Consider the following 20,276-nt stretch of genomic DNA (forward strand, 5'->3'; position numbering starts at 1 on the left):
CGCGGCCCGCGCGCGCATCCGCTCGCGCTTCCACTGCCGCGCTCGCTCGCGCTCCCGCTTCCCCCACCGCGCGAACGGCGCTGCGGAGGTCATGGCTCCGGCCGAGGGGCCGGCCCCGCCGCCCGACGGTTCGGACTCGGAGAGGGACACCGACACGGACGTTGCATCCGGTGAGAAGGCCGTTCGAAAAGTGCTCATGGCGCTCGACGGTAGGCACCTCGCGCGGATCTCGCTGAACGGCCTCACGACCCGTGGATAAGTGGCGAGTTGTGGATAATTCCGTCACCCACAAGGGCATCCGAAGGCACCATCCGCCACGGCCCGAGCACGCGTCACAGAGCCGTCACGCGACGACCGACTCGTCGCCGCCGACCGCCATGACGCCCGCGCCCGCGCCTCGCTCCGCCGCCGCGCTGGACGCCGACGGCCAACTCACCGCGGCGAGACCACGGCTCCGAGCAACCCGGGCCCCGTGTGCGCCCCGATCACCGCGCCGACCTCGCTCACGAGCAGCTCGTTGAGCCCCGGCACCCGTTCCCGGAGCCGCTGGGCCAGTGCCTCCGCGCGCTCCGCCGCCGCCAGGTGGTGCACCGCGATGTCGACCTGCCCCTCCCCGGCCCGCTCCGCGGCGATCTCCTCCAGGCGTGCGATGGCCTTGGAGGCCGTGCGGACCTTTTCCAACAACTCGATGCGTCCGTCGGCCAGTTGCAGGATCGGCTTGACGGCGAGGGCCGAGCCGAGCAGGGCCTGCGCCGCCCCGATCCGGCCGCCGCGCCGCAGGTAGTCGAGGGTGTCGACGTAGAAGTAGGTGGAGGTGCCCGCGGCACGCTTCTCCGCGGCGGCCACCGCGTCGTCGACGTCCCCGCCCGCGTCCACCACGTCCGCCGCGGCGAGCGCGCAGAACCCGAGGGCCATCGCCACCATCCCGGTGTCCACGACCCGCACCGGCACCGGGGCGTCCTTCGCCGCCAGCACCGCCGCGTCGTAGGTGCCGGAGAACTCCGAGGAGAGGTGCAGGGAGACGATGCCGGCCGCCCCGGCCGCCGCGAGGGTGCGATAGGTGTCCGCGAACACGGCGGGGCTCGGCCGCGAGGTCGTCACGGGGCGACGCTTCTGGAGCGCCTGCGCGACGGATCTCGCGGAGATCTCGGTGCCCTCTTCCAGGGCCTGGTCCCCCAGGACGACGGTCAGCGGTACGGCCGTGATGCGGTGGCGTTCGACAGCCGTCCGCGGCAGGTAGGCCGTGGAATCGGTGACGATCGCGACATGGCGGGACATGACTGGGAGGTTATCCGGGGAGGCGGGCGCTCGACAGTGCGGGCCCCTCCCCAAGATCTTCCAGGTTTGGCCAAGGCTACGCCAAGTCCGCCCAGGTCACGGCCCGTCGACGACGAACGCACACGAAGGCGACGACGCGAAGACGAGGAACGGACCGCGACCGATCGCCGGACACGACCGGACCGCGGGAACGACGGCACGCGACGTCCGCCGCGAGCCCTGACGACCCGCCCGGAGCACGAGCGCTCGCGGGCCTTCCCCCCCCTCGCCCTCCGAGGGGCGGCCGGCCCTAGCCCGCTACGCCGCCGCTGCCCTCGGCCCGGCGGGACGGTTCCGGCTGCGGTGTCTTCTCCCACGGGTACGTCGGCCGGGTGCGCGGGTCCCGGGCCGGTATCGCCGGGGCCTCGTCCTCCACCGCCCCCCAGGAGTACGCCCCGCCACTGGTCGGGCCCGCATTCGCCCCGGACGCCCCGCCGGCCGTCCCCCGCTCCCGCTCGCCTCCCGGCGCGTCGTCCGTCCAGTGCCGCAGGGCGCCCGCCTCCACGTCGATCTGGTCGCTCAGCGCGGCGAGGTCGTCGTCGGCGAACTTGCGGGCGCGGTCCCGGGCGGCCCAGCGCAGCGACTCCGCGGAGTGCGTGATCCGCGCCAGGCGTTCCCGCAGCTCGGGGAGGCGGTCCGCGAGGGTGGCCCGGTTGGGTTCGCGCTCCAGGCGGCGGAGGTCGTCGTCGAGCTCCCGGCCGTGCGCACTGAGCCGCTCGAAGAGGCGTCCCGCCTCGGCGAGCGAGGCGTCGTCGGGGGAGGCGTCGCGCAGGATCTCCTGCGTGGCGCGCATCGAGGTGCGCAGCGAGAGCCGCAGTTGCGCCAGTTCGCCGACGACGCCGGGCTGGGTGAACTGCCGGGCCCGCAGGGTGGTGTCCTCGACCGTCCGCCGGGCCTGCGCGACCTTGCGGTCCACCCCGCGCTTGGCCGCCTGCGCCGCCTTGACCGCGACGAACACCCCGGCGACCACGAACAGCACGAAGAGCAACCCGAAGATGGCGACGGCAGCTTCCATGGGCACTCCCCTGAGGTGTCGACGGCGCCGGTTCTGCGCCGGCGCCCGTACCTCCACGGTAAACGCGTCGGGCAGGTCGGGGGTTCCAAACGAACCCCCAACCTGCCCGTAGGGGAAACCCCCTACACCCGCCCGAAGCCCCGGCCCCACACACCACTCCGGCCCACAGAAGACCAGGTCGGGAGCGTGGAGGCGAGGATCAGGGGGGTGCGCTCGACGGCCGCGGGGCCGGGGCGGGATCTCCCGTCGCCCCGGCCCCGCGCGCCGCCGTCCGGCTCACGCCGGAACGATGTTCACCAGCTTCGGCGCTCGGACGATCACCTTCCGGATGCCCGCGCCGTCCAGCGCCGCGACCACCGCCGGCTCGGCCAGCGCGGCCGCCTCCAGGTCCGCGTCGGAGATCGTCGGCGCGACCTCCAGACGGGCCTTGACCTTGCCCTTGATCTGCACGACGCAGGTCACCGTCTCGTCCACGACGTACGCCGGGTCGGCCACCGGGAAGTCCGCGTGGACGACCGAGTCGGCGTGGCCCAGCTTGCGCCACAGCTCCTCGGCGATGTGCGGCGCCAGCGGGGCGACCAGCAGCACCAGCTGCTCCGCCACGGTGCGCGACACCGGGCCGCCCACCTTGGTCAGGTGGTTGTTCAGCTCGGTGATCTTGGCGATGGCGGTGTTGAAGCGCAGGTTCGCCATGTCCTGGGTGACGCCGTCGATCGCCTTGTGCAGGGCCCGCAGGGTGGCCTCGTCCGGCTCGGCGTCGACGACGGTGACCTCGCCGGTCGCCTCGTCCACCACGTTGCGCCACAGCCGCTGCAGCAGGCGGTACTGGCCGACGACGGCCCGGGTGTCCCACGGGCGCGACACGTCCAGCGGGCCCATCGCCATCTCGTACAGGCGCAGGGTGTCCGCGCCGTACTCGGCGCAGATCTCGTCCGGTGTGACGGCGTTCTTCAGGGACTTGCCCATCTTGCCCAGCAGCCGGGAGACCTTGCCGCCCTCGTAGTAGAAGACGCCGCCGTCGTGCTCCTCGACCTCCGCCGCCGGGACCGCGATGCCGCGGGCGTCCCGGTAGACGTACGCCTGGATCATGCCCTGGTTGTACAGCTTGTGGAACGGCTCGACGGACGAGACGTGCCCCAGGTCGTGCAGCACCTTGGACCAGAAACGGGCGTACAGCAGGTGCAGCACGGCGTGCTCGGCGCCGCCCACGTACAGGTCGACGCCGCCGTGCGGCTGACCGCCGCGCGGGCCCATCCAGTACTGCTCGACGGCCGGGTCGACCAGCGCGTCGTCGTTGTTCGGGTCCAGGTACCGCATCTCGTACCAGCACGAACCCGCCCAGTTGGGCATGGTGTTGGTCTCGCGGCGGTAGCGCTGCACCCCGCGGCCGTCGCCCAGGTCCAGCTCGACGTTGACCCAGTCCTCGTTGCGGGACAGCGGGGTCTCGGGCTGGGTGTCGGCGTCGTCCGCGTCGAAGGTGCGCGGCGAGTAGTCGTCGACCTCGGGCAGTTCCAGCGGCAGCATCGACTCGGGCAGCGAGTGCGCCACGCCGTCCTCGTCGTAGACGATCGGGAACGGCTCGCCCCAGTAGCGCTGACGGCTGAACAGCCAGTCGCGCAGCCGGTAGTTGACGGTGCCCGCGCCGATCCCGTTGGCGGACAGCCACTCGGTGATCTTCGCCTTGGCCTCGGTCACGCCCAGGCCGTCCAGCGAGATCGCGGCACCGGCGGAGTTGACCAGCTTCGCGTCGTACGAGGCGAACGCGTCGTCCCAGGTGGCGGCGTCGGTGCCGCGGCCGTCGGTCGGCTCGACGACGCAGCGCACGGGCAGCTCGAAGGCGCGGGCGAAGGCGAAGTCGCGAACGTCGTGGGCCGGGACGGCCATGATCGCGCCGGTGCCGTAGCCCATCAGGACGTAGTCGGCGATGAAGACCGGGACCTGCTCGCCGCTGACCGGGTTGGTGGCGTACACACCGGTGAAGACACCGGTCTTGTCCTTGGCCTCGGCCTGCCGCTCGACGTCGGACTTGGCGGCGGCCTGCTTGCGGTAGGCGGCGACGGCCTCGGCCGGGGTGGCGTGCCCGCCGGTCCACACCTCGTGGGTGCCCTCGGGCCAGGCGTCGGGGACGATGGAGCCGCCGCCGTTGTCGGCGCCGGCGATCAGCGGGTGCTCGGGGGCCAGGACCATGTAGGTCGCGCCGAACAGGGTGTCCTGGCGGGTGGTGAAGACCGTGATCTTGTCGGTGTCGCCGACCGGGAAGTCGACCCGGGCGCCCTCGGACCGGCCGATCCAGTTGCGCTGCTGCAGCTTGATGGCCTCCGGCCAGTCCAGCGCGTCCAGGTCGCGCAGCAGCCGGTCCGCGTAGGCGGTGATGCGCATGTTCCACTGGCGCAGCTTGGCCTTGAAGACCGGGTAGTTGCCGCGCTCGGAACGGCCCTCGGCGGTGACCTCCTCATTGGCCAGCACCGTGCCCAGTCCGGGGCACCAGTTGACCGGGGCGTCCGAGGCGTACGCCAGGCGGTACTCGCCCAGCACGTTGGCCCGCTCGATGCCGGACAGCTCGGCCCAGGGCCGGCCGTCGGGGGTGGGCCGGGTGCCGGCCTCGAACTGGGCGACCAGGGTGTCGATCGGCCGCGCCGAGTCCGCCTCCGGGTCGTACCAGGAGTTGAAGATCTGCAGGAAGATCCACTGGGTCCACTTGTAGTACGCCGGGTCGATGGTCTCGACCGAACGGCGCTGGTCGTGGCCCAGGCCCAGGCGGCGCAGCTGGCGCCGCATGTTGACGATGTTGGCCTCGGTGGAGACCCGCGGGTGGGTGCCGGTCTGCACGGCGTACTGCTCGGCGGGCAGGCCGAAGGCGTCGAAGCCCAGGGTGTGCAGGACGTTGTGGCCCGTCATGCGGTGGTAGCGGGCGTAGACGTCGGTGGCGATGAAGCCCAGGGGGTGGCCTACGTGCAGCCCCGCACCCGAGGGGTACGGGAACATGTCCATGATGAACTTCTTGGGACGGGCCACCAGCTCGGCGTCGCCGCCCAGGTCGCCCTTGGGGTTCGGGGCCTCGTAGGTCCCCTCCGCCTCCCAGAAGTCCTGCCAGCGTGCCTCGATGTCCGCGGCCAGCGCGGCCGTATAGCGGTGCGGCGCTGCCACCTCAGCAGCATTGGTCGTCTCGCTCATCGTCCTCAAAGCTCCATCGATCGTCTCTGCCTGCGGCTGCTGCGGACACGGTTTCTGCGGAAACAAAAATGCCCCTCTCACAGGAGGGGAAGCCGCGCCGATGCCGACCCGGGCGGCCACAGCGAAGGGCCCGGTCGGGACTGATCAGCGCGGCCCGCTAAGCAGAAGGCGTACGGCACACATGGCGCCAGGGTACCGCAGGGCACCCAGGGCCCGCGCCCGGGATTCCCCCGGCGCGGGCCCCGCTCCCGTACACCCGCGCTCCTGCCGCGGCGCCCTCAAGGACACGGGGCCACGGAGCGCGGGTGCCGCGCACGCGCGTCAGGGACGGTACGAGCTCACGTATCCGGCCCCCGGCGTGCCGACGCCGGTGACGTCGTCGTAGCCGACGGTGGCGTGCAGCGAGCTGTCCTTGCCCAGGCTGCGCAGCGAGGTGATGGTGCCCTTGCTGGCGTCGATGCCGTTGGCGAAGTCGACCCGGACGACCGCCAGGTCGCGGCCGGCGCCCAGCGGGTGGTCGGTGACGTCGTGCAGGGCGGACGTGCCGTAGCGCTGGTAGATGGCCGGGTTGGCGAAGCCGATGGCGATGCCGTGCCGGGCCTGCTGGGCCAGCGCCTGGACGCCCGCGATCACCGGGGCGGCCAGGGAGGTGCCGCCGATGCGGTACTCCTCGTAGCCGAGCTTGCCGTCGGGCAGGGTCTGGGTCTGGCCGACGAGGAAGCCGGTGTTGGGGTCGGCGACCGCCGCGATGTCCGGGACGGTGCGCATGGCGCCGCCGCCGTTGGCCTTGGCCAGCGCGTCCGGAACGACACCGCGCTGGTAGAAGGGCTGCGCGACGGTCTTGCTGGTGCCGCCGCCCGCGCCGCCGTTGAAGGCGCCGGGGAAGTCGGTCCAGTCGTTGCCGTCCTTGGACAGCACGGCCTTCTGGGTGCCCCAGCCGGTCTCCCACTGGTAGCTGTTGCCCTTGCCGACGGCCAGGGAGGTGCCGCCGACGGCGGTCACCCACGCGGAGTTCGCCGGGGTGTCCACCTGCTTGGTGCCGGTGTTGGCGACCTCGTCACCGTTGTCGCCGGAGGAGAAGTAGAAGCCGATGCCCTCGACGGCGCCCCGCTGGAAGAGCTGGTCGTAGGCGGCTGCCGTGTCCGGGGTCTCGTTGGCCTCGATGTCGCCCCAGGAGTTGGAGACGATGTCGGCGAGCCGCCCGTCGACGACCTTGCCGAGCGAGTCCAGCAGGTCGTCGTCGTTGCAGGAGGCGGCGCCGACGTAGACGATGTCCGCGCCGGGGGCGACCGCGTGCACGGCCTCGACGTCGAGGGTCTCCTCGCCGTACCAGCCGGCCGCGCCGCACTCCTTGATGTGCGTGTAGTCCTTCGGCAGGACCTGCGAGAGCTGACCCTTGCGGTAGCGCGGGTCACCGTTGCGGCCGGCGTAGGTGTCCGCGTCCTTGGCGATGGTCGGCGAGGCGTAGGCGTCGGTGATCGCGACGGTGACGCCCTTGCCGGTCCACCCCTTCGCCCCGTAGGCGGCGCGCAGCTGCTTGCCGGTGTAGCCCTTGATCGCGTACGGCGCCTTGCCCCCGTAGGCCGAGGGCAGGTTCTGGTTGGTCCGCGAACCGTAGTAGGTGGAGAACGGCCCGGCGTTGCGGAAGACCGCGGACGGCGGCGGCAGTTCGGTGGAGTGGTGCCGGGCCATCCGGGGCGCGTTGTCCAGACCGGTGACCGTCAGGACCGCGTCCGACACCGTCGACGGCGCCGAGGCGGTGGCCGACGGCGCGTGGTACGTGTGACCGTTCTTGCGGTAGTTGTGCAGGTCGGTGGCGAAGGCCCGCTCGGCGGCGGCCGCATCGCCGGTGACCGTCACGTAGCGGTCGGTGGTGCCGGTGACCGTCAGGCCGGACTTCTTCAGCCAGGCGGTCACCCGGGCTATCTGGTCCGGCGTGGCGCCGTAGCGGGCCTGCACCTGGGCAGGGCGCAGGTACTTCCCGTACAGGGCGGAGTGCGGGTCGGACACGGCCTTGGCGTAGTCCGCGAGGCCCTTGGCGTCGCGGCCGGCCAGGTAGACCCGGGCGTTGACCGCGGTGGCGCCGGAGGTGGCGCCCTGGTCGGCCTGGTCAGTGGCCCACCGCGGCTTGGTGCCCTGCAGTGCGTGCCGGCCACCGTCGTGGCCCGCGGCGTCGGCGGCCGGTGCGCCGAGCGCGAGCGCTCCGGCGACCAGCGGCAGCGCCGCCGCCCAGGCCAGACCGACGCGGACCCGCGGTGATCTGGTGCGGCTTGCTCTCATGGAACCCCCTGCTGTGGCGATGCGGTGCGCTGCGTGGTGACGCCGCGTCGGTGCGCCGGTGCGCGCCACCTCGTCAGCGGTGAATGCGTCGGATGTGACGCTCACGCGATTCGCCACTCTTTCGGTGAACCGTTCATGTCAGGGTTATGCGATCACCAAGAAGAGACCAAGGAACGGCAACAGCCGGGCAGAATCAGCCGCGGAAGGGGGGTTCAACTTGCCACATCGAGAACGTTCTTGACCGAACATCAGGGCAACCTCGAAAGGCCCGGCACCCCGGCAACCGGCGAACCTCGCACGCACGACAGAGCGGGTCGTCCTTGACGGACGACCCGCTCTGTCTCTTGTGGAGCTAAGGAGAATTGAACTCCTGACCTCCTGCATGCCATGCAGGCGCTCTACCAACTGAGCTATAGCCCCAGGTCTTGCCCCGCTGCGGTTTTCCTTCCGGACCCCCGCTGCGGCATCGCCTACATTACACGGCCCACCCGGCCTTCTGCCAAATCGTGCTCCCGCAAGCCCACCGACGGGACCCAAGGTACTGTCGGCGAGCCGTGCCCGATTCGTCCTGGGGAGCCGTACGCCGTGACTGCGCTGGATCCCGACCAGCCCACCGAGCTTCGCGGCCCGCGCCCCGGCGCGGGCCCGATCCGCCGCCACCCGGTACTCGCCGCGGCGGTGGCCTGCCTGGTCTCCTTCGCCGCCTTCTGGGTCGCCCAGCGCCTGGCGCACGTCTCGATGGTGGACCTCATGGTCTACCGCGCCGAGGGCGAGACCGCCCGCGACGGCAAGGACCTCTACGACATGGTGGCCACCTCCGCGCGGCTGCCCAACACCTACCCACCCTTCGCCGCGCTGCTGTTCGTCCCGCTCACCTTCTTCGGTGTCCCGCTGATGCGCACCCTGGCCACGGCCGGGAACCTCGTGCTGCTCGTCGCCGTCGTCCACCTCTCCCTGCGCCTGGTCGGCCGGCCCCGGCGCATTCCCCCGCTCGCCGCGACGCTGGCCCTGTCCGCGCTGCTGGTGTGGTGCGAGCCGGTCTGGACGACGCTGCGCTACGGACAGATCAACCTCCTGCTCGCCGTACTGGTCCTGTGGGACCTGACCCGACGGGACACCAACCGATGGGCCGGGATCGGCATCGGCATCGCGGCCGGCATCAAGCTGACCCCGGCGCTGTTCGCCGTCTTCCTCGCCCTGGCCGGTGCGGTGCACGCCGTCCGACGGCTGCGCGCCGGCGCCGGGTGGCGGGGCGCCTGGAACCCCTGGCTCCGGCAGGCCGCCGTCGCCACCGGGACGTTCTGCGCCACCGTCCTGCTCTCCGCGGCCCTGCTGCCGCGCGACTCGCACCGCTTCTGGACCGAGATCGTGTTCGCCGCCGACCGGGTCGGTGAAGTGGAGATCACCGCCAACCAGTCGCTGCGCGGGGCCCTGGCCCGCCTGTTGCACACCCATGACCCCGGCGCCGCCTGGCTCGTCCTGGCCGCACTGGCGGCCGTCGCCGGGCTGGCGCTGGCCGCCGGGGCGCTGCTGCGCGGCGATCGCGCGTGGGCGACCCTGACCTGCGCGGCCACCGCCCTGCTGATCAGCCCGATCTCCTGGTCGCACCACTGGGTGTGGGGCGTGCCGATGCTGATCCTGCTGGGCGGCGAGGCGCTGCAGCACGCGGGGACCAGGGCCCGCCGCTGGTGGGCGGTGACCGTCGCCATGGGGCTGCTGTTCTGCTCGTTCGCGCTGTGGTGGGTGCCCCACCGCTGGCACCAGCACGAGGAACTCCACCAGAACGCCGGCCAGATGCTGCTCTCCGCGATCTACCCGCTGGCCGGGCTCACCCTGCTGGCGCTGACCGCGGCCCGACTCCGGCGCCCGCTGCCCACCGACGCGATATCCGAGCCGGCGACGCCGCCCGGGGCCCCGGCCGCGGCCGTCTCCGGCCCGGGGGGCGCGCCGGACGCCATGCGCTAGCCACCACTCGCCCGCTGCCGATCACCGTCATGTCCGCCCCCGTCACGCTGTCTTCCCCGGCACGCCGTCGTGGTCCCGCGGCCGACCGTTTCGGCAGCGGGTTCCGACACGTGAACACCGCGTCGTTCCACGGGAATTCCGAACCATCGGAATCGAGCGAAGGTGTTCAACTCTGCTCAATGCGAGCCGGAAAGTGACCGCTTGGGGAGACTCAGGGTCGTTCCGGAACGGTCCCGTGCAGGCGCCGGCTCATGCGGTGGCGAAGGAATAGAACCGTTTCAGCGTGCAGTGCTCCTCCAGCAGCCGACCGTAGATCGGCTCCCCTTCGAGCTCGCGGTAGGTCTCGATGGGTTCGCCCTTTATGACCAGGGCACGCGCGCATTCCTCGCACCAGTACTGGTAGTCGGCGTTGACCGGTTCCATGTCGCGGACGATCGGCGTGCCGCTGCCGCACCAGTCGCACTTCCTGCTGTGGGCGCCCATCCATCAGCTCCAACTGCGGCCGCAGGCCGTACAGACGAAGGAAACACCGCCGTTGTCGCCCAGCACCTGGGCGACGCGGGAGGAACCGCACGCGGGGCACTGGAGGGTCACGCCCGCGGTGTCGCACGCGACCGTCGGGCCGGGCGGGTCGTCAACCTGCCCAAGGATGCTGGCGGGCATCGCGATCTCTCCTCCCCTGGCGGCCGTCCGATTCTGCCACGGACCGCCCACCAGGTCAGGTCCGCCTGCGGAGCATCCCCACCGGCCCGGTGGGCGACGCCGCGCCGGGCAGTGCGAGAACGCTCCGCCGCACCCTCGGAGCTCCCCTCCCGCCGCCAACCGGTTCAGGAAGAGCGTCCGGAAAAGCGAGGTTTCCGGCCGGCTCCGGCCCCGGTCGCGGCACGGCGTACCGCTCCCCGAGGATCAGTCACCGGCACCGAGTCCACGACCGGGAAGAGGAGTTGACGTGGCGTCGGCAGCCGCCGGCCGTGCTCCCGTGCAGCGGGCGCGGGTGCGGCCCTGACGACGCCCTCGCGCCCAACTCCGCGTCCCCTACGGGCGGCACACGCCGGCGCCCCCGTACGCGAGGTCCTGACCCGCCCGGCCGTCGCGGGCCCGCACCGGGTGCGCCCCTCCGTCGGCGCCCGGGGACTCCGTCCCGCATCGGCAACCGCACGGCATGATCCAGCACGTGCCACGCACCGCGCACCATCGGCCCGTTCCCGAGGCCCGCGCGACCCCGGAGCGGAGGCCGGAGCGCTTCGTCGCCGCACTCGACGGGCCACCCACCCCGGAGGAGTGAGGTGGCTCACGCACCGGCGGAAAATCGGCGGGCGGCCTTCCGACACGGCCGCGGGTCACGTGCGCGCGAGGCCGTGCCGGGTGCACCGTCCAGCCCGTAACGCAAAGATCCCGCCTCCTGAGGGAGGCGGGATCTTCCGGGCTGTGGAGCTAAGGAGAATTGAACTCCTGACCTCCTGCATGCCATGCAGGCGCTCTACCAACTGAGCTATAGCCCCGGGTCTTGTTCCGTTCCTCCGGGGGTTTCCCCGGCGGCGCCGCGAACAAGAAGAACTTTAGCCTGCGACCTGCCCAGATGTGAAATCCGGGCCGACCGGCCCGCTCCGGGGCTCAGTCGTCGTCGCCGAGCACCGGCTCCGGCAGGGTGCCGGCGTTGTGCTCCAGCAGCCGCCAGCCGCGGGCGCCCTCGCCCAACACGGACCAGCAGCAGTTCGACAGGCCGCCCAGGCCCTCCCAGTGGTGGGCCTCCAGGCCGAGCAGCCGCCCGATGGTGGTGCGGATGGTGCCACCGTGGCTGACGACGACCAGCGTGCCGTCGTCCGGCAGCTTGTCGGCGTGGTGGAGGACGACCGGGGCGGCCCGGTCGGCGACCTCGGTCTCCAGTTCGCCGCCACCGCGGCGCACCGGCTCACCGCGCTTCCAGGCGGAGTACTGCTCGCCGTACTGAGCGAGGATCTCCTCGTGCGTCAGGCCCTGCCAGGCGCCCGCGTAGGTCTCCCGCAGCGCGGAGTCGTGGGACACCTCAAGCCGCGTCAGGGCGGCCAGCTCGCCGGCCGTCGCCGCGGCCCGGCGCAGGTCGGAGGCGACGATGGCGTCCGGCTGCAGGGCAGCCAGCAGCCGGGCGGCGCGACGGGCCTGGGCGACGCCGGTCTCGGTCAGTTCGATGTCGGTCGAACCCTGGAAGCGGCGCTCCAGGTTCCACGACGTCTGACCGTGGCGCCACAGGACGACGCGGCGGCCCCGGCCGCCCTTGGTGCCGTTCAGCGCAGGTCTCCGTCCTCGTCGACCGCGGTGGCCCGGGAGTGCTCCGCGGCCTTGCCGCGGGTGGCCTTCGCCTCCTCGGGCAGGTCGATCTCCGGGCAGTCCTTCCACAGGCGCTCCAGGGCGTAGAACACCCGCTCCTCGCTGTGCTGGACGTGGACGACGATGTCGACGTAGTCGAGGAGCACCCAGCGGGCTTCGCGGTCGCCCTCGCGGCGGACCGGCTTGGCGCCGAGGTCCTTGTTGAGGCGCTCCTCGATCTCGTCGACGATCGCCTTCACCTGGCGGTCGCTGGGCGCCGAGGCCAGCAGGAAGGCGTCGGTGATCGAGAGGACGTCGCTGACGTCGTACGCGATGATGTCGTGCGCGAGCTTGTCGGCCGCTGCGAGGGCGGCGGCGTTGATGAGCTCAAGGGAACGGTCCGTGGCGGTCACAAGCGGCTTTCCGGGTCGAGGGGGCCGCTCCGGCCGGGGCGCAGGACGCGCGGCACAGCCGAGGCGCACCGGCGGTCCTGGGCGGCCGGATCGGCGGTCAGGTACCCCTCAAGGGTCTCACGGACCACCGACACTCCCGGCGGGGATTTCCGCCCCACCGGGAGGTCCCGGCATCCTGCCTGGTCAGCTGCGCGGTCCGGGGTGCGGTCAGCCCTTGTAGTCCTGGCCCAGGACGACCACGATGTCCGCGTTGGCGGCGACCTTCCCCTGCTGTACGGCGCCCGCGGGCAGGCCGAGCGTCTTGGCGACCTCGGTGGCCTTGGCCCGCTGCGGAGCGTCGGCGTAGGTCACCTGGGAGGTGGCCGCGGTGGAGCCGCTGCCGCCGTCGACGAAGGTGTAGCCGCCGTTGAGCAGTGCGACCTGGGCCTTGCCGGTGGCGGCCTGGTTGCCGGAGGCGTTGCGGACCGCGACCCGCGGGGTCACGCCCGGCGAGGTCTTCTTGACCGTGCCGCCCAGGACGTCCTTGACGACGCCGGCCGCGGTGCTCTGGCTGATGGTCCCGTCGGCCTGCACGGGAAGCGTCTCGGTGCTGTACTTGCCGGTCTTCGCCAGCTCGGCCCGTTGGGCCAGCGAGCTGCCCAACTGGGCCTCGGTGAGCGGCGGGTCGAGGATCTGGAGCAGGGACTTCACGGTGGCGGTCGCGCCGTCCGCGTCGCTGGAGACCTTCGCCAGCGTGGCCTGCATGACCTGCCCGAACCGCGCCAGTTGCTTGGCCTGGGTGTCCCCCGGGCCCTGGTAGGTGGCGTAGGCGACGGCCGCCTGCCCGTTGAGGAGCTGGCCGGTGCCCTGTTTGACGACCGGGGAGTCGCCCTTCTTGGCACCGGGGACGGCGGCGTCGGTGTCGACGGTGATGCCGCCGACCGTCTCGACGAGGTTCTCCAGGTAGGGGGTGTCCAGCCGCCAGCTGGCGTTGAGGTCGGCGCCCAGCAGGGTGTTGAGGGCCTCCCGGGTCGCGTCGGTGCCGTCGTCCTTGACGGACTTGCCGAGCGTCGTGGTGGTGCCGTCGTCCTTGGTGACGATGAGGCTGTTGGGCAGGAGGAGCGTGGTGCCCTTGTGGGTGGTCTCGTTGTCCACCAGGAGGGCGGTGGAGGTGTTGCCGGTCTTGGTGTCCCGCAGGTTCACCACCAGCACGTCGCGCTTCTGCCCGCTGGCCTCGGCCGCGGCGCCGCCGCCGGCGCCGGCCAGCCCCGGCAGCTTGCCCGCCCACCACAGGTAGCCGACGCCGCCGACCACCAGGAGGGCCAGGACCACCGAGAGCGCGATGAGCCGGCTGCGGCCGCGCCGCTTGGCCTCCTCGCGCCGCTCGGTGCGGCTCTCGGTGAACTTCAGCCAGTCGATGACGTCTTCGGAGTCGTCGTCCGGCTCCTCCACGAAGGAGAACTGCTCGGTGTGGTAGTCCTCGGCGTCCGGACCGCCCCCGGGAGCCGCGGCGCCCTTGGGGCCGGCGGGCGCGGGCGGCTCCACCGGGGCGGCCGCCGGCGCCGAGCCGGCCTGCCCCTGGGGCACCCGCGCGTACTGCGGCTGCTCGTGGGGCTCCTGACCCGGGTGCGGCTGCTGTTCCCCGTAGGAGAACTGCTCGTACGGCGGTTGCGGGGCCTGCTGGGGGATCCAGTCCGCCTGCTGGGGCGACTGCTGCGCGGGCGCCTGTGGGGGCTGGGCGTACGGGTCGTACTGCTGGGGGTAGCCGGGCTGCTGCTGGACCTGCTGGCCGCCGTACCCGTCGTAGCCGTACTCGGGCTGCCCCTGGTACGGCTGGTGGGCGGGCGGGCCCTGGCCGCCCTGCGTCCCGTAGGGGTCATAGGGGCCATAGGGGTCGTAGCCGGGCTGGGCGCCGGGCCCGGCCGGCTGCCCGTAGGGGTCGTGGGGCTGCTGCCCGTACTGCTGCTGCGCTTCGTACTGCTGCGGCGCCTCGTGGGACACCGGCCGGCCGTACGCGTCGTAGGTGTAGCCCTGCCCCTGCTGCCCGTGCTGCCCCTGCTGCGGGGCGTACGGGTCCTGGGGATGCGGGTCCTGCGGCCCGTACGGATCGTGTCGGTCGCTCACCGGTGCCCCTTTCCATCTGCCCCGTCAGCGGTCGTCGCGGTACAGCTGCTTCTTGTCGATGTAGCGCACCACACCGTCCGGTACGAGGTACCAGACCGGATCCCCCTGGGCGACGCGCGCCCGGCAGTCGGTCGAGGAGATGGCCAGCGCGGGCACCTCGACCAGGGACACCGCCCCCTCGGGCAGCCCGGGGTCCGCGAGGACGTGGCCGGGCCGGGTCACCCCGATGAAGTGGGCGAGCGACACCAGCTCCGCCGCGTCGTGCCAGGTCAGGATCTGGCTGAGCGCGTCGGCGCCGGTGATGAAGAACAGATCTGCGTCGCAGTGCTCCGCCCGCAGGTCACGGAGCGTGTCTATCGTGTACGTCTTGCCGCCGCGGTCGATGTCGATCCGGCTGACGGAGAACTGCGGATTGGACGCGGTCGCGATGACCGTCATCAGATAGCGGTCCTCGGCCGGGGACACCGTCTTGTGGCTCTTCTGCCACGGGTGCCCCGTGGGCACAAAAACGACCTCGTCGAGGTGGAACTGACTGGCCACCTCGCTGGCGGCGACCAGGTGTCCGTGATGGATCGGGTCGAATGTGCCGCCCATCACGCCCAGCCGCCGCTTCACGGGCCCTGTGTGCTCTCCCATGCGTGCAGACCCTACTTGGCGGGACGCGGTGCCGGGGGCCGGGGCGGGAAGGCTTAGCGGTCGCGGTTGAAGCGGGTCGTGATCCAGAGCAGGAGAAGCAGGATGAAAAGGGCGCTTCCACCGGTGAGGTAGGGGCTCAGGCTGGCGTGCTGGCCACCTTCGTGCCCCGCTTCGGCGAGGGATACCAGGGACTGTGCGGCGGAGTTCAGGCTCATCGTTGGCGGTACCAATCCGGGCGGGGGTGCGGACAGAGGCTTCCGCCACATCGTAAGCGCCACGTCACCGGGGGCTCACGCCGACTCCGCCCGAAGGCGTCCCATGGGCCTCCCGGACCGTTCCGGGGGCCGGCGTGGGTGCGGCTCGGCACCGGTCCCGGCGGGCACCGGTCCCGGCGGGCGCCGGTCCGGTGCGGTCGCCGCCGCCCTGTCCCGGCGTCAGTCCTGGTTGCCGTAGCCGCGCAGCAGGATCCACGCGAGCAGCGCGGAACCCACCACGCCGACGATGATCACGGTGCGCAGGATCCAGCCGGGGCCGCTGTCCTGAGCGTTTTCGGCGGCGGCGAGCAGCAGGCTCGGATGCGGCATGGCGGTGGCTCCCTTTTGTACGGGCCTGGCGGGCATTGGTCCGCACGCCAGCGTACGCCCGGGCATCCATTCGCCCGTCAGTGGCGTCCTCTAGTCTGAATCACACGCAGTCGAACAGGGGGAGGCCCCAATGACGGAGAGCCCAGGCAGCGACGCGAACGCCCCGAGCCGGAACCGCAAGCGGTTCCCCGGCATCTCGTCGCGGTCCTACGAGCACCCGGCAGATCGCTCGGCGCTGGTCGCGCTGCGCAAGCTGAGCGGGTTCGACACCGTCTTCAAGACGCTCAGCGGTCTGCTGCCGGAGCGCAGTCTGCGGCTGCTCTTCCTGTCGGACTCGGTCCGTGTCAGCGACCAGCAGTTCGCCCATCTCCACGCCATGCTGCGCGACGCCTGCTACGTCCTGGACCTGGAGAAGGTCCCGCCGATGTACGTCAATCAGGACCCGCAGCCCAACGCCATGTGCATCGGCCTGGACGAGCCGATCATCGTCGTGACGACCGGCCTGGTCGAGCTGCTCGACGAGGAGGAGATGCGGGCCGTCGTCGGCCACGAGGTGGGCCACGCCCTCTCGGGGCACGCGGTCTACCGCACGATCCTGCTGTTCCTGACCAACCTCGCCACCAAGGTGGCCTGGATCCCGCTCGGCAACGTCGCGGTCATGGCGATCGTGACGGCGCTGCGCGAGTGGTTCCGCAAGTCGGAGCTGTCGGCCGACCGGGCCGGCCTGCTGGTCGGGCAGGACCTCCAGGCGTCGATGCGCGGCCTGATGAAGCTGGCCGGCGGCAACCACCTGCACGAGATGAACGTCGACGCGTTCCTCAAGCAGGCCGAGGAGTACGAGTCCGGGGGCGACCTGCGCGACTCCGTGCTGAAGATCCTCAACCTCCTGCCGCGCAGCCACCCGTTCACCACCGTGCGGGCCGCCGAGCTGAAGAAGTGGGCCGAGAGCCGCGACTACCAGCGCATCATGGACGGCCACTACCCGCGCCGCGACGAGGACAAGGACGCCTCGGTGTCCGACTCGTTCAAGGACTCCGCGGCGCACTACGCCGACTCGGTGCGCACCAGCAAGGACCCGCTGATGGGCCTGGTGCGGGACATCGCGGGCGGTGCCGGCGACCTGGGCGGCAAGCTCCGCGACACGGTGTTCGGCACGCGCCCGAACGGGAACGGCACGAACGGCGCTAGCGGATCGGACGGCTCGGAGTCGGCTGGGAAGTAGCCGACAGCTCGCCGCAGAGCGCGGCGTTGACCCGGCCCCGCGCGTAGGGGTCGGTGCCGGCGGGCCGGTCGGGTCCCGCGTGCTGTCCGGCGAGCAGCGGGTGCAGCGTGTCGGCCGGGTCCGAGGAGCAGGTCATCGGCCCGGCCTGCAGGCTGCTCTGCACGACCACCAGGCGGTGGTCGGCCAGGTCGTCCCGGCCGATCCGGAAGTGCAGTTGGCGCCGGACGGTGACGAGCGAGGCGGCGCCCGCCGTCGGCGTGCCGGTGTGCTGCCCGGCGGCGTCCGCCGGGGCGCCCGGGGCCGGCTGCACGGCGTAGACGAAGGTGTAGTCGGCGGCGACGTCGAGGGTGTCCGGGCTCAACTCCGTTGCGTCCAGCGTGCCGTTGACGCGGACGTTGCGGTCGGCGAGCCGGAGCTGCTTCGCGTCGAAGCGGACCAGCCAGCCGGTCGCCGCGTCCCGCCCGTTGTCGTCGGGGTGTGCGAGGCTCCGGTCGAACTGGTCGAGTTGGCCGGTGTCCAGCAGCAGCCGGACAGGCCGCACGGAGCCGCCGGTGAGGGTGGCCGGGTCCACCGAGGAGCGGACGAGGTAGTCCTTGGCGATGGTCAGCGCGGAGACGATCTGGCCGTCGGAGAAGTGCGCACTGCGCTGGACGGCGGGCAGGTTGATGCCGGCCGCCCCGATCCGGTAGTCGGCCGCCGGGCTGTGCGCGAAGAGGTCGGCGGGGGCCGCGCCCGGTACGGCGGCGGGCGGCGCCAGCGGCACCACCGAGGACCGCAACGGCTCGGCCCGGACCGGCTCGGGGGCCTTGTACGGGTGGCGGACGCCCATGTAGACCGCGGTGCCGAAGGCCAGCACGATCAGCAGCACCAACAGGACCGCCTGCCGGGATCCGCCCAGCCGCAACCATGCGTGGCGGATCTTCACCGCCGGTGCGTGATGCTCCCCCAGCCGCTCGTCGGCGGAGAACTCCTGCAGTCGCGCGGCACGCACGAACCGCTCGTCGAAGACCACGGATCGGTACTCGTCGTCACCGCCTCCCGGGGCGCCGTCGGGCGTCCCTTCCGGAGGGTCACCAGGCCCGGTCATACAACAAGGGTAGGTCTGACGGGGCCGACGTAAACGCGGGAGCGCATCCCAACTTCGGTCAGTGCGGCCCGGGACCCGCGGAGAACGACGGGCGCAGCGGTTCCGCGGAGCCGGCCGTCGGCACGCCGGGACGCGGCGCCCGCAGGGCGTCCCGGCCGCCGTTGGGGGGCGCGCCGGAGGACGGGGCGTCGACGCCGGTGGTGCTGGCCGGCGGCGCGGGGCTCTGCCCGCGGCCGGCGGCGCCGCGGTAGACGGCGCTGAAGGCCAGCGCCACCAGTCCGACGCCCATCACGACGGCCAGTACCCAGGCGATGGGCCGGTGCCACCGGGCGGTGCCGCGGTAGGGGCGCAGGGACCCGCCATAGGGGCCGTAGGGGTCGTCCGGCGGGTAGGCCGCGCGGTCGCCGAGGCGCGCTCCGGCGTCCTCGTGGTCGTAGTCGTCGTCCGGTCCGAAACCGCCCCCCGGGCGGGCGGCCGCCTCGGCCTCCGCGCGCGCCTCGGCGGCGGCCAACATCCGCTCGACCGCCGAGGGCTCGTGGATCGTCGCGGACCGTACGAAGTCCTCGTCGAAGACCACGGAAGCGAACTCCTCGTCCGCTCGTCCGTGGCTCCCGTGGTGGTGCTCGTCGGGCTCTTCGCCGTCCGGGAACGGCTTGCCCCCCACGTCGTCCGGCACCCGTCCAGAGTAGCCCCGGCCGGACCTTTTGGGCAGGGAGGGAAGCGGTCGGATAGCAGCGGAACGGGGCCGTCCGCGGGGTGGGTCAGCGGGTGTGGCCGTCGCCCGTGACGATGTACTTCGTGGACGTCAGCTCGGGCAGGCCCATGGGGCCGCGGGCGTGCAGCTTCTGGGTGGAGATGCCGATCTCGGCGCCGAAGCCGAACTCGCCGCCGTCGGTGAAGCGGGTCGAGGCGTTGACCGCGACCGTCGTGGAATCCACCAACTGGGTGAAACGGCGGGCGGCCGCCTGCGAGCCGGTGACGATGGCCTCGGTGTGGCCGGAGGACCAGCGGCGGATGTGCGCCACGGCGGCGTCCAGGTCGGGCACCACGGCGGCCGCGATGTCGTAGGAGAGGTACTCGGTCGCCCAGTCCTCGTCGGTGACCGGGGCGACCAGGCCGGGGCCGACCTGCTGCCAGGCGGCGTCGCCGTGCACCACCACACCGGCCTGGGTCAGCGCCTCCAGGGCGCGCGGCAGGAACTTCTCGGCGATGCCGGCGTGCACCAGCACCGTCTCGGCGGCGTTGCAGACGCTGGGGCGCTGGGCCTTGGAGTTGACCAGGATGTCGATCGCCATGTCGAGGTCGGCGGCCTCGTCGACGTAGACGTGGCAGTTGCCGGTGCCGGTCTCGATGACGGGCACGGTGGACTCCTCCACGACCGTGCGGATCAGGGCGGCGCCGCCACGCGGGATCAGCACGTCGACCAGGCCGCGGGCGCGCATCAGCGCGCGCACCGAGTCCCGGCTCTCGCCGGGCACCAACTGGACGGCGTCGGCCGGCAGCCCGGCGCTCTCCACGGCGCCCCGGAGCACGTCCACCAGCGCGCTGTTGGAGGCGTAGGCGGAGGAGGAGCCGCGCAGCAGCACGGCGTTGCCGGACTTCAGGCAGAGGGCGGCGGCGTCCACCGTCACGTTGGGCCGGGCCTCGTAGATGATGCCGACCACGCCGAGCGGGACCCGGACCTGACGCAGGTCGAGGCCGTTGGGCAGGGTCGAGCCGCGCACCACTTCGCCGACCGGGTCGGGCAGCCCGACGACCTTGCGGACGTCGTCGGCGATAGCCGCGATCCGGTCGGGGGTGAGGGTGAGGCGGTCCACGATCGACGCGGAGGTGCCGGCGGCCCGGGCCTTCTCGACGTCCTGGGCGTTGGCCGCCACCAGGGCGTCGGTCTGCGCCACCAGGGCGTCGGCGATGGCGAGCAGCGCCCCGTCGCGGGCCGTGCGCGGCAGCGGGGCCAGGACGGCGGCCGCCTCCTTGGCACGGCGGGCGGTGTCGAGGACGGGTGAGGACTGGGATGCGCTGCTGGTCATGGCCGCAGCCTAACGCCGCGCCGGACGGCGGCCGCGCCGGATCCCACAGAGCGGGACGCCGGTCACACCGGCGGTGCGGCCGGTGGACCGTCGTGCGGGCCGGTGCGCTACGGCGCCGCGGGATCGCGTCCCCCACGGGCCGTCCGGCCGGTCCCGGTGGGACC

General features: G+C 72.4%; 17 protein-coding genes and 2 tRNA genes. 2 read left to right on the plus strand and 17 right to left on the minus strand.

What is annotated here, in order from left to right:
* Positions 1-432: 432 nt before the first annotated feature.
* The 5 genes from ACJ6WD_RS15760 to ACJ6WD_RS15780 form a co-directional block, all read right to left on the minus strand.
* Complete coding sequence (locus tag ACJ6WD_RS15760; protein ID WP_016573216.1) at positions 433-1,278, minus strand: DegV family protein; 846 nt, start codon at positions 1,276-1,278, stop codon at positions 433-435.
* Positions 1,279-1,567: 289 nt separating this feature from the next.
* Positions 1,568-2,332 (minus strand): hypothetical protein, encoded by a 765-nt coding sequence (locus tag ACJ6WD_RS15765; protein WP_233657739.1) that lies wholly within the window; start codon positions 2,330-2,332, stop codon positions 1,568-1,570.
* A gap of 276 nt (positions 2,333-2,608) precedes the next feature.
* The gene (locus ACJ6WD_RS15770) at positions 2,609-5,506 is read right to left on the minus strand and encodes a class I tRNA ligase family protein (RefSeq protein ID WP_331248295.1); all 2,898 of its coding nucleotides are present in this window, start codon (positions 5,504-5,506) and stop codon (positions 2,609-2,611) included.
* Between the two features lie 321 nt (positions 5,507-5,827).
* Positions 5,828-7,786 carry a protease pro-enzyme activation domain-containing protein gene (locus ACJ6WD_RS15775; RefSeq protein WP_233657738.1) on the minus strand — a complete coding sequence of 653 codons (1,959 nt, stop codon included), beginning with the start codon at positions 7,784-7,786 and terminating at the stop codon, positions 5,828-5,830.
* 347 nt (positions 7,787-8,133) lie between these two features.
* Positions 8,134-8,206, minus strand: a tRNA-Ala gene (locus tag ACJ6WD_RS15780).
* A 165-nt stretch (positions 8,207-8,371) separates the two neighbouring features.
* Between ACJ6WD_RS15780 and ACJ6WD_RS15785 the strand changes: the two genes are divergently transcribed.
* Positions 8,372-9,751 (plus strand): glycosyltransferase 87 family protein, encoded by a 1,380-nt coding sequence (locus tag ACJ6WD_RS15785; RefSeq protein ID WP_407615998.1) that lies wholly within the window; start codon positions 8,372-8,374, stop codon positions 9,749-9,751.
* 249 nt (positions 9,752-10,000) lie between these two features.
* On the opposite strand, the gene ACJ6WD_RS15790 is transcribed toward ACJ6WD_RS15785, so the two are convergent.
* From ACJ6WD_RS15790 to ACJ6WD_RS15830, 9 genes are all read right to left on the minus strand, one after another.
* Complete coding sequence (locus ACJ6WD_RS15790) at positions 10,001-10,234, minus strand: hypothetical protein (RefSeq protein ID WP_407615999.1); 234 nt, start codon at positions 10,232-10,234, stop codon at positions 10,001-10,003.
* 3 nt (positions 10,235-10,237) lie between these two features.
* Positions 10,238-10,414 carry a hypothetical protein gene (locus ACJ6WD_RS15795; protein ID WP_233657736.1) on the minus strand — a complete coding sequence of 59 codons (177 nt, stop codon included), beginning with the start codon at positions 10,412-10,414 and terminating at the stop codon, positions 10,238-10,240.
* 766 nt (positions 10,415-11,180) lie between these two features.
* A tRNA-Ala gene (locus tag ACJ6WD_RS15800) sits at positions 11,181-11,253 on the minus strand.
* Positions 11,254-11,365: 112 nt separating this feature from the next.
* Positions 11,366-12,019 (minus strand): histidine phosphatase family protein, encoded by a 654-nt coding sequence (locus tag ACJ6WD_RS15805; protein ID WP_407616050.1) that lies wholly within the window; start codon positions 12,017-12,019, stop codon positions 11,366-11,368.
* Positions 12,016-12,450, minus strand: coding sequence for a ribosome silencing factor (rsfS, locus tag ACJ6WD_RS15810; RefSeq protein WP_016577822.1), 435 nt, complete (start codon positions 12,448-12,450; stop codon positions 12,016-12,018). Before rsfS ends, ACJ6WD_RS15805 begins: the two co-directional genes overlap by 4 nt.
* 207 nt (positions 12,451-12,657) lie before the next feature.
* Complete coding sequence (locus ACJ6WD_RS15815; protein WP_376447118.1) at positions 12,658-14,553, minus strand: LytR C-terminal domain-containing protein; 1,896 nt, start codon at positions 14,551-14,553, stop codon at positions 12,658-12,660.
* A gap of 24 nt (positions 14,554-14,577) precedes the next feature.
* The gene (gene nadD, locus ACJ6WD_RS15820) at positions 14,578-15,189 is read right to left on the minus strand and encodes a nicotinate-nucleotide adenylyltransferase (RefSeq protein WP_037635115.1); all 612 of its coding nucleotides are present in this window, start codon (positions 15,187-15,189) and stop codon (positions 14,578-14,580) included.
* Positions 15,190-15,242: 53 nt separating this feature from the next.
* Positions 15,243-15,404 carry a hypothetical protein gene (locus tag ACJ6WD_RS15825; RefSeq protein ID WP_016577759.1) on the minus strand — a complete coding sequence of 54 codons (162 nt, stop codon included), beginning with the start codon at positions 15,402-15,404 and terminating at the stop codon, positions 15,243-15,245.
* A gap of 219 nt (positions 15,405-15,623) precedes the next feature.
* Positions 15,624-15,773 (minus strand): hypothetical protein, encoded by a 150-nt coding sequence (locus ACJ6WD_RS15830; protein WP_016577758.1) that lies wholly within the window; start codon positions 15,771-15,773, stop codon positions 15,624-15,626.
* Positions 15,774-15,903: 130 nt separating this feature from the next.
* Here ACJ6WD_RS15830 and ACJ6WD_RS15835 point away from each other — a divergent pair, with 130 nt between their 5' ends.
* Positions 15,904-16,995, plus strand: a complete 1,092-nt coding sequence (locus ACJ6WD_RS15835) for a M48 family metallopeptidase (RefSeq protein WP_331248299.1) — start codon at positions 15,904-15,906, stop codon at positions 16,993-16,995.
* Here the strand turns inward: ACJ6WD_RS15835 and ACJ6WD_RS15840 are convergent.
* From ACJ6WD_RS15840 to ACJ6WD_RS15850, 3 genes are all read right to left on the minus strand, one after another.
* On the minus strand, positions 16,958-18,082 hold the full coding sequence (locus tag ACJ6WD_RS15840; RefSeq protein WP_037635114.1) for a hypothetical protein: 1,125 nt from the start codon (positions 18,080-18,082) through the stop codon (positions 16,958-16,960). The genes ACJ6WD_RS15835 and ACJ6WD_RS15840 overlap by 38 nt on opposite strands.
* A 58-nt stretch (positions 18,083-18,140) precedes the next feature.
* Complete coding sequence (locus ACJ6WD_RS15845) at positions 18,141-18,758, minus strand: hypothetical protein (protein WP_233657733.1); 618 nt, start codon at positions 18,756-18,758, stop codon at positions 18,141-18,143.
* Between the two features lie 85 nt (positions 18,759-18,843).
* The gene (locus tag ACJ6WD_RS15850; protein ID WP_233657732.1) at positions 18,844-20,112 is read right to left on the minus strand and encodes a glutamate-5-semialdehyde dehydrogenase; all 1,269 of its coding nucleotides are present in this window, start codon (positions 20,110-20,112) and stop codon (positions 18,844-18,846) included.
* Between the last annotated feature and the right edge of the window lie 164 nt (positions 20,113-20,276).

This window comes from Streptomyces sp. VTCC 41912, assembly GCF_045799175.1.
GTDB lineage: Bacteria > Actinomycetota > Actinomycetes > Streptomycetales > Streptomycetaceae > Streptomyces > Streptomyces albulus_C.